The organism is Stenotrophomonas sp. 1337 (assembly GCF_031455455.1).
GTDB classification, from domain to species: Bacteria; Pseudomonadota; Gammaproteobacteria; order Xanthomonadales; family Xanthomonadaceae; genus Stenotrophomonas; species Stenotrophomonas indicatrix.
In genome coordinates, this window is record NZ_JAVDSR010000004.1 from 162,563 (window position 1) to 176,936 (window position 14,374).

General features: G+C 62.1%; 12 protein-coding genes. 7 read left to right on the plus strand and 5 right to left on the minus strand.

Annotated elements, in window-relative coordinates; translation table 11 throughout:
- Positions 1 to 33: 33 nt before the first annotated feature.
- Both J2X70_RS08215 and J2X70_RS08220 read right to left on the minus strand, forming a co-directional pair.
- Positions 34 to 498: a hypothetical protein gene (locus tag J2X70_RS08215; protein ID WP_309909845.1), complete on the minus strand. Its 465-nt coding sequence runs from the start codon at positions 496 to 498 to the stop codon at positions 34 to 36.
- 73 nt (positions 499 to 571) lie between these two features.
- Positions 572 to 1,165 (minus strand): hypothetical protein, encoded by a 594-nt coding sequence (locus tag J2X70_RS08220; RefSeq protein WP_309909847.1) that lies wholly within the window; start codon positions 1,163 to 1,165, stop codon positions 572 to 574.
- Positions 1,166 to 1,822: 657 nt separating this feature from the next.
- Between J2X70_RS08220 and J2X70_RS08225 the strand changes: the two genes are divergently transcribed.
- The 7 genes from J2X70_RS08225 to J2X70_RS08255 all read left to right on the plus strand — a co-directional run bounded on the left by J2X70_RS08225 (position 1,823) and on the right by J2X70_RS08255 (position 12,032).
- Positions 1,823 to 5,371, plus strand: a complete 3,549-nt coding sequence (locus J2X70_RS08225) for a hypothetical protein (protein ID WP_309909849.1) — start codon at positions 1,823 to 1,825, stop codon at positions 5,369 to 5,371.
- Positions 5,372 to 5,803: 432 nt separating this feature from the next.
- Complete coding sequence (locus tag J2X70_RS08230) at positions 5,804 to 6,586, plus strand: hypothetical protein (RefSeq protein ID WP_100437507.1); 783 nt, start codon at positions 5,804 to 5,806, stop codon at positions 6,584 to 6,586.
- A gap of 434 nt (positions 6,587 to 7,020) precedes the next feature.
- A complete protein-coding gene (locus J2X70_RS08235; RefSeq protein ID WP_309909852.1) occupies positions 7,021 to 7,893 on the plus strand; it encodes a hypothetical protein in 873 nt (290 codons plus the stop codon).
- 203 nt (positions 7,894 to 8,096) lie between these two features.
- Positions 8,097 to 8,987, plus strand: a complete 891-nt coding sequence (locus tag J2X70_RS08240) for a TIM barrel protein (RefSeq protein WP_199776077.1) — start codon at positions 8,097 to 8,099, stop codon at positions 8,985 to 8,987.
- A gap of 26 nt (positions 8,988 to 9,013) precedes the next feature.
- Positions 9,014 to 10,699 carry a GMC family oxidoreductase gene (locus J2X70_RS08245; RefSeq protein ID WP_140227585.1) on the plus strand — a complete coding sequence of 562 codons (1,686 nt, stop codon included), beginning with the start codon at positions 9,014 to 9,016 and terminating at the stop codon, positions 10,697 to 10,699.
- On the plus strand, positions 10,699 to 11,274 hold the full coding sequence (locus tag J2X70_RS08250) for a gluconate 2-dehydrogenase subunit 3 family protein (protein WP_218788880.1): 576 nt from the start codon (positions 10,699 to 10,701) through the stop codon (positions 11,272 to 11,274). Before J2X70_RS08245 ends, J2X70_RS08250 begins: the two co-directional genes overlap by 1 nt.
- Positions 11,274 to 12,032, plus strand: coding sequence for a DUF1080 domain-containing protein (locus J2X70_RS08255; RefSeq protein ID WP_309909856.1), 759 nt, complete (start codon positions 11,274 to 11,276; stop codon positions 12,030 to 12,032). Before J2X70_RS08250 ends, J2X70_RS08255 begins: the two co-directional genes overlap by 1 nt.
- 10 nt (positions 12,033 to 12,042) lie before the next feature.
- Here J2X70_RS08255 and J2X70_RS08260 read toward each other — a convergent pair whose 3' ends face one another.
- The 3 genes from J2X70_RS08260 to J2X70_RS08270 are packed head-to-tail and all read right to left on the minus strand — an operon-like array spanning position 12,043 to position 14,368.
- Positions 12,043 to 12,339, minus strand: coding sequence for a cytochrome c (locus J2X70_RS08260; protein ID WP_025873939.1), 297 nt, complete (start codon positions 12,337 to 12,339; stop codon positions 12,043 to 12,045).
- Between the two features lie 18 nt (positions 12,340 to 12,357).
- Entirely contained in the window at positions 12,358 to 13,224 is an 867-nt protein-coding gene (locus J2X70_RS08265) for a sugar phosphate isomerase/epimerase (protein ID WP_309909858.1), read from the minus strand.
- A 19-nt stretch (positions 13,225 to 13,243) separates the two neighbouring features.
- Entirely contained in the window at positions 13,244 to 14,368 is a 1,125-nt protein-coding gene (locus J2X70_RS08270; RefSeq protein WP_223482083.1) for a Gfo/Idh/MocA family oxidoreductase, read from the minus strand.
- Positions 14,369 to 14,374: the final 6 nt, after the last annotated feature.

Below are 14,374 nucleotides of genomic sequence, written 5' to 3' on the forward strand. Positions count from 1 at the left end.
AACCCGCGAAGCGGGTTCGGCCTGAATGAATTGCTAGGCATCAACCCAGATTACTTCGCGGACTAACGAGCCGTCGGCGGCGTAGCCCAGGATGACATGCGCAGTGTGGACATAGCCAAGCTCCTCTCGGAACGCTTGGAGTTTGAGCTCGTCGTACGCGATGTCCTCTCCGGGCTTCTTGAGCTCCAACACGACGATGTTGTTTGCGTCCGTGTTGCGCTCATGTACCAGAATGTCAGGGAACACGGTGGTTGCACGAATCTCGCAATCCAAAGCCTTGCGAGGGGGGAGCTTGAGTCTTTTGGGGTCACCGAAATGGCGGTTGTACTCGCAGTCCACGGTAAGAGGCGGCCGAACAGCCTCCGAAAGCGCCATGTAGTGAGCGAGCCGGTAAGAGAGCGAGCGCTCCGTAACGCGGAGATCAAGCAATGCGGAGTCATTCTGCACTAGCTGATCAATCGCGGAATTGACTAGAGCGGTGGCTTGTTCTCGGGTCATCGACAATTTTATAAATGATGGCCAACACCTGAATTAAGCCGTGCCGCGAAGTGGTATCGGCTTGAATGAACTGTTAGCCCTTTGCATTGGGCACCAGCATGGCGATTCTTGAGATTCCATCGGGCAGCCTTCGCAGGAACCACTTATCAAGCTTCTCTAGCGCCTCGTGATACTCCAACGGGGTGTACTTGCTGCCAGCGCCCATTGTGAGGTCGTCAACTGCGGCGTAGTACTCGGCGGGGAACACCGGGAAGTTAGGGGCACCCCCAAAAACTGGGTGGGGCATCCGAGCTATGGGAAATTCGTGCTCCTTTGGCTTTGGATGAACGACATTGTTGCGCTCCGAAATCAGCGCGACAAGGCGCTGGTACACCCAGTATTGCTTGTCGAAGCAATACTTGTGCGACGTGAGAAGTACTGGCAATGCATCTAGCTTGCTGCGGAAGGTCATTGTGAGCAAAGCATTGCCATAGTCCTTCTGGTCTTGCCCCCACTTGTCAGCGGCATGTTCCAGGAGCGCATCATTGAGGATGGCTTCTAAAGCCGCGGCGCACATTACAACGTAGGCGACCGTTAGAGCCTCTGGTCGTGGGGATGCTTGATACGTGTCGCGGAAGATCCGGAGCATCCGTTCAAACTTGACGCTCGCGCGAAAGCTGACTTTCATGCTTTCGCCAGTTGGTTCGCTGCGGCGTTTTGGCATAGGGCTAACTACCTAATAGCCGGATCCCTTGGTCCGGTTATACAACCTTCCCACAGCCCTCCGTATGGTGGGCTATCCCCTTGATACGGCTCGATCTTAAGACAGCACGGTTCGGCTAACAAGCCAAAGTATAACCGGACCCAGCGGGGTGCAGCGCGTGCGCCACTGCGGACGTCCGCTTTGGGTCGCATGACGCCCTGCGGCCAGAAGCGCATGTCCGAAATCCAGCGCTACTGGCATTCAGCGCGTCTAGCGACGTGTCTAGATCGCGATGGCACGCGCCGAAAGGAGTCCATCAAAGATGACGTCGTTCACGGCGTCATCCTAATCAGCGCAGGCACTCCGCACCACCGTGATGTCGTAGTCGAGGTCGAATGCCTGACGGACCGCGATCAGCACCGCGCCCGACGTCGTTGCATCGGTCAGCGCGATGTTCTCGATGGCACTCCTAACCGGGAGGCGAAGCCGCCGGGTGACATGCTCAGTTTATCGCAATTCTGTGCCGGCTCTAACGCAACTTTTCGCGGCTACAGAGGCTGAGACGGTAGGCGTCTAGTCGCAGGGTGTGTCTTAGCTATAAAGTGGCCTTGATCGAGTAAGCAGAAGTGAGCTGGAGGGGGCGTGGGGAAGAACAAGAAGCTCAGCAATCCGTTCTCGACGGGGGGCGGAGGGGGGCACTTTGAGGCTAGCGTTCAGGCTTGCTTCGTCACGTTGATCTTGACTGGAGGCTATGCACCGGCGCTGCCTCGGTGGCCCATCGTTGAAGTCAAACTACAGGGCAAGGTCGACGGCTTCGAGACGGATGATCTAATCATTCATGTTCAGAATCCCAGCACCGGTGAACGGCGAAAGCTCTTGGCGCAACTGAAGCATGCGGTTGCATTCACGGCGGGTAATGAAGTGCTGGGGCAGGTCCTGCACGGGGCGTGGATAGACTTCAATAACTCTTCTGTCTTTTCGAAAGGCAAGGACGCGATCGCCTTGATCACAGGGGCGCTTAGCGCCGTCGATCAGAAGAACGTCTGCTGGCTCCTTGAGCAGGCGAGGCGTACTAAAGACTGCGATGAGTTCTATCGTAACGTGAAACAGGCTAATTTCAGCCCATCGCAGGCAGAGGAAAAGCTCGAAGTCATTGCCTCCCATCTCCAGAGGGCCAATTGCGGCAAGCGGCCGGATAAAAATGAGGTATTCGAATTTCTGAAGCATTTTCATTTGCTGGGGTTGGATCTCGACAACGAAGCAGGTGTCTCGCTCGCACTGCTGCATTCACATATGTGTCAGTTCAACATCGAGCTTCCTCAATGGGCTTGGGGGCGTGTCATAGATGTCGTGCAGACATGGAATCGGGCAGCTGGAACAATCACGTTGGCAGTCCTGCCTGAAGATCTGCGAGCGGCGTTCGAGCGGCGCGCTGCAATGGAGTTTCCAAAAGAACTCGATATCGCACCGACAGGAGCGGGGGTGGACTGGACGCATCACGCGGATGCGAGCTACCTGGCGCTCTCACTGCTCCTAGGATCTTGGGACGAAAAGAATGACAACGACACCAAGGCGGTCTCGGAGCTCCTTGGCATCGAGTACGAGCAATGGGTTCACAAGGCGCGGGAGATCCTCCACACGTCCGGTAGTCCTCTGTCGCTTAGGGATGGTACTTGGACTGTGTCCGAGCGGGCCAACCTATGGCCCGTTCTGGCGTCTCGGCTTTTCGACCGAGATCTCGACACGTTCAAGACCATAGCGAGAACAGTACTCGCCGAGCGTGACCCCGCATTCGAGCTGCCTGCAGAGGAGAGGTACGCGGCAAGCATCCATGGCAAGGTGACGACTTACTCGCCTGCGCTTCGCAAAGGCTTGGCCGAGGGCCTGGCGCTGCTTGGCACCGCCCCTGAGGCGGCAACCCATTGTTCGCGGGGAAAGCCAGAAGCAACCTGCGCTTCTGTCGTACGGGACGTACTCACTGACGCTGACTGGGTAGTGTGGGGAAGCCTAAGCAACTTGCTGCCGATGCTCGCGGAAGCATCGCCGCACGTGTTTCTGGATGCAGTCGAAAAAGCCGCTGCAACGACACCCTGCGCCTTCGATGAGCTCTTTTCCCAAGAGGGAAATGGACCGACCGGCGGCAACTACCTCGCCGGTCTTCTCTGGGCCCTTGAGGGGCTTGCGTGGGATCCTGATCTACTCGTACGTGTGAGCGTTGCTCTGGGCGATGTGGCCAGTCACGATCCTGGTGGGACGTGGACCAATAGGCCGTCCAATTCACTGGTGTCGATCCTACTCCCGTGGATGCCGCAGACACTGGCCCCCATCGAGAAGCGCAGCGCAGCGGTGCGAACCTTGCTCACAGAACAGCCGAGCATTGGTTGGAACTTGTTGCTTCAGCTGCTGCCGGATCAGCACCGTATTTCGACCGGCACCCACAGGCCAAGGTGGCGAAAGACGATTCCAAGCGGTTGGGAGAAGGGCGTGTCTCGCCAGGAGTACGCAGACCAAACGATCACCTATGCCAATCTTGCAGTTGTCGTGGCAAGAAACGACCCAAAGAAGCTTGCGCAGCTAGCTTCTCGCCTTGATCACCTGCCGCTAGATTCGTTTGACGCACTATTGGCTAGCCTGGGCTCGCCTGAGATGGCACGCATGCCCGAAGAGCAACGGCGCGAGATATGGGGAGCGCTTACCAAGTTCGCGCGTAAGCATCGTCGATTTTCGGATGCCCAATGGGCCTTGCCGGCCGATCGCGTTGCTGCAGTTGAGGACGCCGCGAGGTCATTGGCGCCAACTAGCGCCTTTGCGCTGTACCAGCACTTGTTCAATGAGAACGATTCCGATCTATTTGACGAGAAGGGCAACTGGGATAGTCAACGCGAGGCCCTAGTTGCCAAGCGAGAGGCCGCCGTTCGCAAGCTGATGGAGTCCGGTGGCGTTTCCGAAGTGCTCAGGTTCGCGGAAGCGGTGCGATCCGCACGCCAGGTCGGCCTCGCCTTGGGCGCATTCGGCGACGAGCAGGTCGACGAAGTGCTGCTGCCGCGACTTCTTGGTGGGTCTGTGGGCAGGCACAGGGCTTTGGTGGATGGATACATCTGGAAACGCTATATAGACTGTGGCTGGTCATGGTGTGACCACGTCGTCAAGCAACATTGGACCGTTGAGGATAAGGCTCTCTTCCTTTGTGAGCTGCCATTTGGAGAGGAAGCGTGGGCACGGGCGCAACGTTGGCTAGAAGGAGAAGTGGGGGCCTATTGGCGCGCTGTGCAGGCAAATCCTTATCAGGCCGACGCCAGCCTGTCGTACGCCATCACCAAGCTACTGGAATTCGGCCGGCCAAATGCCGCGATTGAGTGCCTGTCGAGAATGCGCGACGAAGGGAGTACGTTGGACGTTGATCTGGTCGTTCGAGCGTTGCTGGCGGCCGTTGCGACCACCGAGGCTTCTGGTTCGATGGATACGCACTATGCCATAGAGCTGATCAAGTTCCTTCAGTCCGAGCAGTCCGTTACGGAGGATGATCTTTTCAAGGTCGAGTGGGCGTATTTGCCATTGCTGAACTCGCATGGTGAAAGAAGGCCAGAGCTCCTTGAACGAAAGCTGGCGACAGAGCCCGAGTTCTTCTGCGAGGTAATTCGCGTGCTCTATCGGTCCACGGACAAGGACGCATCTGACGTCGATGTATCGCAGAGCCGAAAAGCAATTGCGTTGAACGCGTGGCGTCTCCTGAACGAGTGGTCGACCCCACCCGGGCTCCAATCCGATGGCAGCTACAGCGCTGCGCAACTTGATGCCTGGCTGGATGTGGTGAAGGCACGCTGTAACGAGTCGGGACATATAGATGTCGCGTTGATTCAGACTGGGGCGGTGCTGATTCACGTGCCCCCCGATTCCGGTGGTCTCTGGATCGACCGGGGTGCCGCTGCCGTGCTCAATGCCCGCGATGCGCAGCACATGCGAGACGGCTTCCGGACAGCAACCTTCAACTCGCGAGGCGCGCATGTCGTTGATCCCGCAGCCGCACCGGAATTTGAGCTCGCGGCCGATTACAGACGCAAGGCAGAGCAGATCGAGAACGCCGGATTCCAGCGCTTTGCATCAATGCTTCGGGAGCTCGCCGCGTGGTATGAGCGAGATGCTCAACGGATCGTGGAGGAGTATCAGGACCGATCAAACGGGCCGATCTGAGCGTGGGGCCGCTTTGCAGCCCACATAGCTATACGGAAAGGGAATACGATCATGTCCCGCTGGGACCTGTCGAGTGAACTGATCCATTTCATCCAAGGCGAAACTCCAGTCGCAGCCTGCACCCGGCTATGTAGGATCCTGAAAGACGGCTATCTGCAGGGCGGCAATTACCTGAACACTGGCGGCTATGCAAAACACCCCTCGGGCCTTTGGGGGGGAGGCACTAGGCGGACAGGTGGTTTGTAGAGCGGACGATCTCTGTAACGAGAGTCGTGGTGCTGTGCGGGCAGCATGCTGGAAGGCCGCGCCCAGACGCCGGTCAGTGCGGCGCTTCATCGTATTCAAGCTAGTACCCAGAGTTCGCCCAACAACGTCGGGGTCATCTTTTCTTCCAAGTTGCCGATATAGAAGGCAACTCATTGGAGGGCAAGCATGAACTGGCTGGACTGGGAAGTTCTCTATTGGAAATGGATACCGGTGTGGTCATGGATCTACATAGGCTCGCTGCTGTCTGTGGTTGCGCTGTTCGCATTCTGGGGAATAATCGAACGGCGTCAGGGGCGTGAGCGATACTTGGTGACGCAGAGCGCAGCGATGACTTGGACGGTGGTCTGGAGCATTCTTGGTGTGACGGGACTGGTTCTAAAGTCCGTCTCCGCTGGAATGAGCCCTTCGATGTTCCGAGCCGGAATGATGATGCTCCTGGCCCCGATTCTGCCAGTCGCAGTTTGGCTACAGTGGCAGTGGAACGTGACCCGCGTGCTTGTACTGTCGAACCCCGACCGTGGCCAGCCCGCCTGCGAGTGGAATCCTGCGTATCGCTATGTACTGGAGCCGATTGGATTCGGGAAGGTGCAGCTCCACGTAGTGAAGCGTTCGAAGTCTCGATTTATGCGATTGATTCGAATTCAAAAGTGGAAGCCCGAACAAACCTCCAATATAGGCGTGCTGGGCGGGAGAGCCGCGTTGGTGGGACTGCTCAATGGACTACTGCCTGGTGAGCAAATCGAACTCATCACGCCCAATGCTGGATTGACGAAAGCCTTAGACAAGGCGGTGAAGAAAGGGCTTCCGGCTGAGTTCGCAGTGTCGCCGGCAGCGAGGAGGCTGGGGCATGTGGCGCTGCTTGGAGGACGTTTGATGGGAGGAGGTTGGAGCTGGGCTTTCGCCATGCGCAATCCAGTGATTAGTGGCTACAGAATCCGACGCATGTGATTGCACGATGAGTCGCCCCGCGGCTTGTTGCTCGGCGGGACCTCAGGCAGAACCAGCGTGCATGCCGGGCGTGGAGGGGCTGGGTGGAACCGGCCCTGCTACCGCTGTTGGAGGTCCGATGCCGAGTAGGCCGATTCTTTTCTTGTGCTACCAGGGCTTAGAGAAGCGCCAGCGGCAGACGGCAGTTGCGCTCTGAAGGGCCGGGTCATGCGCTAGCGGGCTGGAAAATCTACTGAATCAGCTCGCATGGTTGAGGAAAATGTCTCCTGGCTTCCTCTTAGGCTATTGATTTAACCGTATTTTTTCGTCCGCTCGGGCGCTAGTCTGATTTGCTCCTGTGTACACAACCGTTCTGATTCCCGCCAGGCTCCGGCCTGCAGAACCCCGGCAAGGCCCAGCGCCTGCCGGGGTTTTTTGTTGTAGCGTGGGTGCACATGACGCGCTTCCGCCTAGCCACCGTCGCCCTGCTGCTGATTCTCGGCGGCTGCAGCGACGGCGGTAACCGCGATTCCCGGCGCCAATCAGCTACGACCGCGCCACCTGGCCTGCCTGCGATGGCGTCGCGTACACCGCACTTCCTCATCCACAGCGCCGCAAACCCGCAACAGACCGCTGCGGTCGGCATGGCCGTGGAAGCGCTGCATCGGTCGTATGCGATGACCGTGGGGCAGCGAGGCACCGCCGGGCCTTTCCAGTTGGTGCTGTACCGCGACCAGGTCGACTTCAAGGCACACAACCGCAGCAGCCCATGGGCCGAGGCGTACTACCGCCGACCTTACGCCTTTGCCTACCCCGGCGAGGGCGACGCGCCCCATCAGTGGATGCTGCATGAAGTGACCCATCAGCTGCTGGCCGAGGCCAGTGGCCTGTCCCCGCGACGCTGGATGAACGAAGGCATGGCCTGTTACTTCGGCGCCAGCAGGCTTTCAGGCGGAACGCTGCAGGTGGGCACGCCGGATCCGGCCGGCTACCCGGTCTGGTGGCTGAGCGAACTACGCTTCGATAGCGCCGGGCGCCCCAGCCTCGAAAATGCGCCGCTGCCCACCCTGCAGCAACTGGTGGAAGACAGCGGGCCGCCCGTCGCAGCGCACGTGAACGGCTACTACCTGGCATGGTGGAGCCTGGTTCACTTCCTGATGGAAGGCGACGACCAGGCCCATCGTCGGCAAGCTCTGCTGCTTCTGCACCGACGCGGAGATCCAGCGGCCTTCCAGCAGCTGATCGGCAGCTACGCGGAATTCGAACCGCGCTGGCATCAACACCTGCGCGCCTTGGCCCGGTCCCAGGGCAAGCGGGAACTGCACTGAGCTTCACGCGCGTTCGCTTCCCCGCAGCGCTGCACACCTTGGCCGCTCAGCTGCGATGCCGGAATCGGGCTTGCCGTGGTGCCTCGCAGCATTGATTTTCGTGCACCGCGACTTGCAAACAGACAATTTCCTCCCCTATGGTGCAATCGATTGCATTGCCGTGAATCGTTGCGTTTGATACCGGTTGGGAGGCCGGCAGGTGGATGTCCATCCATTCGATCAGACCGGCTCCGGGCCTCACGCGGCGCGATGCGCTGCGCATGGCGGCCGCTGCGAGCCTTGGCTTGGGGGCGGCGGGCGTTCTGCCTGCGTTTGCCGCCACTGCGCCGCTCAAGGGCAACCTGAAGCACGCCGTTGCCCGCTGGACCTTCCCGCAGCTGTCGGTCGCCCAGCTCTGCGCGACGGTGAAGGACATCGGTTTTGCCGCGATCGACCTGGTCGGCCCGGAAGACTGGCCCACCCTGAAGGCCCATGGCGTATACAGCTCGATGTGCAACGGCGCGGAGCTGGGCCTTACCAAAGGCTTTGCCGGCCGTGAGTTCCACGATCAGCTGGTGGAGCGCTACACGCGGCATATCGACCTGGTGGCCGATGCCGGTTACCGCAACCTCATCTGCTTTTCCGGCAACCGCAACGGGATGGACCCGCAGGAGGGCATGGCCAATGCCGAGGCCGGCCTCAAGCGCATCCTCGGGCATGCCGAGAAACGTGGCGTGGTGCTGGTGATGGAGCTGCTGAACTCCAGGGTCGATCATCGCGACTACCTGTGCGACCACTCCGCCTGGGGCGTGGAGCTGTGCCAGCGGCTCGGCTCGGACAACTTCGGCCTGCTGTACGACATCTATCACATGCAGATCATGGAGGGCGACATCATCGCCACCATCGGCAGGCATCACGCCTGTTTCAAGCATTACCACACCGCGGGCGTGCCGGGGCGGCACGAGATCGGGGACCAGCAGGAACTCAATTACCCCGCCATCTGTCGCGCGATCCGCGACACCGGTTTCGATGGGTATCTGGCGCAGGAATTCATGCCTGCGGCACCGGATCCCGTCGGTTCGCTGCGCGAGGCCATCCGCCTCTGCGACGTCTGAAACGATATCCACCAGGTGAGAGATCCATGGCAGACAATCATTACGACGCCATTGTTGTTGGCTCGGGAATCAGTGGCGGTTGGGCGGCGAAGGAACTGACCGAGAAGGGCCTGAAGGTCCTGATGCTGGAACGCGGACGCAACATCGAGCACGTCAAGGACTACGTCAACGCGATGAAGGAGCCGTGGGATTTCCCGCATCGCAACCGGCCTACACAGGCGATGAAGGCCGCCTTCCCGGTGCTGATGCGCGACTACGCGCTGGCCGAGAACCTGCAGGGCATGTGGGCCGACGAACAGGAATCGCCGTACATCGAGACCAAACGATTCGACTGGTTCCGCGGCTACCACGTGGGTGGCCGTTCGCTGATGTGGGGCCGTCAGAGCTATCGCTTCTCCGACCTGGATTTTGAGGCGAACCTGAAGGACGGCATCGCCACCGACTGGCCGATCCGCTACGCCGACATCGCGCCCTGGTACGACCATGTGGAGAAATTCGCCGGCATTGCCGGTACGCGCGAAGGGCTGGACGTGCTGCCGGACGGTGAGTTCCTGCCGCCGATCCCGTTGAACATCGTCGAAAAGGACGTGGCCGCGCGGATCAGGAAGGCCTTCGGCGGAACCCGGCACATGATCCACTCGCGCACGGCGAACATCACCAAGCCGATGCCCGAGCAGGGCCGCGTCAACTGCCAGTACCGCAACAAGTGCATCCTCGGCTGTCCCTTCGGTGCCTATTTCTCCACCCAGGCGGCGACACTGCCGGCGGCGATGAAGACCGGCAACCTGACCTTGCGGCCGTTCTCCATCGTCAAGGAAGTGCTCTACGACAAGGATCGCAAGCGGGCGCGGGGCGTGGAGATCATCGACGCAGAGACCGGCCAGACCTACCAGTACACGGCCAAGGTCATCTTCCTCAACGCATCGTCCTTCAATTCGACCTGGCTGCTGATGAACTCGGCCACCGATGTGTGGGAGGGTGGGCTGGGCTCTTCGTCCGGTGAGTTGGGACACAACGTGATGGACCATCATTTCGGCGCGGGTGCCTCCGGCCGGGTCGAAGGCTTCGAGGACAAGTACTACTTCGGCCGTCGTCCCTGCGGCTTCTACATTCCCCGCTTCCGCAACGTGGCCGCTGACAAGCGCGGCTACCTGCGCGGTTTCGGCTACCAGGGCGGTGCCAGCCGCACGGGGTGGTCGCGCGAGATCGCCGAGCTGAACATCGGCGCCGACCTGAAGGAGGCGCTGACCGTTCCTGGTGACTGGCGCATCGGCATGACCGGCTTTGGCGAAATGCTGCCGCACCACGACAACACGATCCGCCTGGACCGGGACCGCAAGGACAAGTGGGGACTGCCGGTGCTGGCGATGGACGTAGCGATGCGCGCCAACGAACTGGCCATGCGCAAGGACATGGCCGCCGATGCCGCCGAGATGCTCGAGGCCGCCGGCGTCAAGGACGTGGAGATGCACGACAACGACTACGCCCCGGGCAAGGGCATCCATGAGATGGGGACCGCGCGCATGGGCCGTGACCGCAGGACGTCCGTGCTGAACCAGCACAACCAGGTCTGGGATGCGCCCAACGTCTATGTCACCGACGGTGCCTGCATGACCTCCAGCGCGTGCGTGAATCCTTCGTTGACCTACATGGCACTGACCGCGCGGGCTGCTGACCATGCCGTGCGCGAACTGAAAGCGGGGAACCTCTGATGGACCGCCGCGAACTGCTGAAGATGATCGTCGCCGCCACCGGCGCGGCGATGATCGGCCTGCCTGCGCTCGGTCAGGCACAGGCTCCCGCCGCAGGGGCGATGACGCGCTTCTCCGACGCGGAGGTCGGCACGCTGGACGAGATCGCCGAGACCATCCTGCCGCGGACGAAAACGCCGGGGGCGAAAGACGCAGGCGCCGGTGCGTTCATGGCGACGTTCGTCAGCGACTGCTACACCGCCCGGCAGCAGGCGACATTCCGCGCTGGCCTCGCCGATATCGACAAACGCGCCGGCGGCCGCTTCGTTTCACTTGCGCCGCAGGCCCGCACTGAACTGCTGCGCGCGCTGGATGCAGAGGCCAGGAAGCACGCGGTCGAGGTGACCGAAACCGGCACCGCCGAAGCAGGAGAGCCGATGCCGCATTACTTCACGATGTTCAAGCAGCTCACCATCTTCGGTTTCTTCACCTCCAAGGTTGGCGCGACCGAAGTGCTGCGTTACGTCGCCGTGCCGGGCCGCTACGACGGCGACCTGGCCTATGTTCCCGGCACGCCCGCATGGGGGACCAGCTGATGGATCACGCCTTGAAGATCGCGCCGCTATTGATCGCCGCCGGCGTGCTGGCCGCGGCACCGGCGTTCGCGCAGGCCAACACCGAGCCCGCGCGCGACCCGGCAAAGACCGAGGTGTGGACGCCCGTGCCTGCAACCGTGGCCACGCCGCCGGGCAAGGCGCCGTCCGACGCCATCGTGCTGTTCGATGGCAAGGATGCCTCCGCCTGGGAGTCGGAGCAGGGTGGGCGTGTGCCCTGGACCGTCGCCGACGGCGCCATGACCATCGTGCCGGGCAGCAAGGGCATCCGCACCAAGCAGCGCTTCTGCGACATCCAGCTGCATGTCGAGTGGCGCACACCTGTCGAGACCAAGGGTTTCGACGGCCAGAACCGGGGCAACAGCGGCATCTTCCTGCAGGAACTCTATGAGCTGCAGGTGCTGGACAGCTACAACAACCCGACCTATGCCAACGGCCAGGCCGGCTCCATCTACAAGCAGGCCATGCCGCTGGTGAACGCCTCGCGCGCACCGGGGCAGTGGCAGGCCTACGACATCCTCTGGAAGGCACCGCGCTTCTCGCCGGGCGGCGGGCTCATCTCGCCCGCGCGCATCACCGTGCTGCACAACGGCGTGCTGGTGCAGGACGACACCGTGCTGGCGGGCAGGACCGAGTACATCGGCCCGCCCTCGTATTCACCGCATGCGTGCGCGCCGCTCTACCTGCAGGAACATGATTCCAAGGTCAGCTACCGCAACATCTGGGTGCGCGAGCTGTAACGCTGGCGGCCTATTTCGCCAGATAGCTGGTGATGTCGTCGATCTCCTGTTGCGACAGCTGGGAGAACGGCGGCATCAGTCCGCCGCCCTTCCTGATCTTGTCCTTGATCTGCGCGGCATCCAGGCGCTTGCCGATGTCGGTGAGCGCGGGGAATGCGCCCGGCATGCCGGCGCGATCGGCACCATGGCAGGCCGTGCAGTTCGCTGTGTAGAGCTTTGCGCCGGCTGCAGGGTCGTCCTTGGACCATGCCGTGGTTGCCAGCATCGCCGCACAGAGAATCACAGCCACTTTCAGCATCGTTTTCAATCAGGACTCCTTCGCGTACTAGCGCTGCGCGCTGGCTGGCAGGCGGGGGGACAGGTGTTCACGCAGGTAGTCCGCGCCGGTCTGGATGACCTTGGCCGGATCGCGTGGCTGGTCGTGCTCGAGGATGTACCAGTGCACGCCGGCCGCTGCGGCGGCTGGCAGGATCGCGCGCCAGTCCAGCACACCCTGGCCGACGGCCGCGAAGCCGCCCTCGTCTTCGGCCTGGCCCTTGGCTGCATTGTCCTTGGCGTGCACCGCGAACAGGCGGCCGCGGAACTTGCCGAGCATCACCGCCGGGTCCAGGCCTGCACGCGCGACCCAGGCCAGGTCCAGCTCGGTCTGCAGGTCCGGCCCGGCCGCTGCGAACAGCAGTTCCAGGCCGGTCCGGCCATTGAAGTCGACCAGTTCGAAGTCATGGTTGTGGTAGGCCAGGCGCATGCCCTTGGCCCGTACCTGCTTGGCGATCGCGCCCAGTTCCTTGCCCAGCGCGGTCCAGCCTGCGGCATCGGTCGGCCGATCCTTCGCGTCCAGGTAAGGCACCACCAAGGTGGTGTTGCCGATCAACCGGTTGAAGGCCACCACGCCGTCCAGGTCCTTGCGCAGCTCGGCCAGTTGCACGTGGGAGGAAATCGCCCTGATCGAATAGCGGTCCAGCAACTGCTTGAGTTCGGCCGCGCTGACGCCCTGCGTGCCCACCGTTTCCACTGCATCCACGCCGGCGTCGTGGACGATCTTCAACTGCTGGTCGAGCGGGCCGGCGTTGCGCAGTGTGTACATCTGCACGGCGATGGGCCTGTGCGGGCTGACGGCTTCGTGTGCCAGGACGGGCAGGGCAGCGAACAGCAACAGGGCGAGGGTGGCAGTTCTGCGGGCAGGCGTGTTCATCATGAGATGCTCCCGGGGTTCAACCGATGGCGGTCCAGGCACGGGTCCTGGCCGAGGTGATGACGCGGTCGACGATCAGCGCCGAGCGCACGCCGTCTTCGAAGGTGGGCAGGCCATCCGGTCGCTCGCCTTCGATGGCGCGGTAGGTGTCGGCGACGAATGCCTCGAAGCAGTGGCCGTAGCCCTGCGCGTGCCCGGCCGGCAACAGCGATAGCCGGCGCTGTTCGGCACTGCCGGCGCCCGGCCCGCGCACGAAGACTTCCTCGCGCTGGTCGGGCTTGCCGATCCACAGGCGCTCGGCATCTTCCTGGTTGAACGCCACACTGGCCCTGGCACCATCAATCTCGAACCAGAGACGGTTGTGGCGTCCGGCCGATACCTGGCTGACCGTCAACGATGCCAGCGTCCCGGCGCCAGTACGGAACATCGCCGCGGCCACGTCCTCGCTGGTGACCGCCTGCATCGCGCCACCGGCCGCTGCTGTGGTGAAGCTCTGCCCGGTGTCGGTGCTGCGTTCGGCGATCACCGTGTCGAACGCCGCGCTGACCTCGGTGAAGCGCTCGCCGCTGACCCATTCCACCAGGTCACACCAGTGCGAGCCGATGTCGGCGAACACGCGCGAGGCGCCGCCCAGCGCCGGGTCCACGCGCCAGTTGTTGCTGGCCGGGTCCAGCAGCCAGTCCTGCAGGTAGCTGCCGTGGATGAGGTGCAACGGCCCCAGTTCGCCATGGGCGATGCGTGCGCGCGCCTCGCGGACCACCGGGTGGTAGCGGTAGATGAAGGGCACCGTGGCGACCAGCGCGTTGGCGGTAGCCAACGCCGCCAGCGCGCGGGCGTCCTCCAGCGTGGTGGCCAGCGGCTTCTCGCAGACCACGTGCTTGCCGGCTTCCAGTGCGGCCTGTGCCATGGGGCGGTGCAGGTGGTTGGGCGTGCATACGTGCACGACCTGCACCTGTGGATCGGCGACCACCTCCTCGATGTCCCGATAGGCACGCGGGACACCCCACGCCTGCGCCACATCGCGTGCGCGCTGCGGAGAAGAGGCGGCCACGCCACGGATGTCGGCACCCGCCAGCAGCGCCGCGCGACGGTGCACGGCACCGATCATTCCTGTGCCGACGATGGCGATTCCAGGCTTTGGCATCAGGTA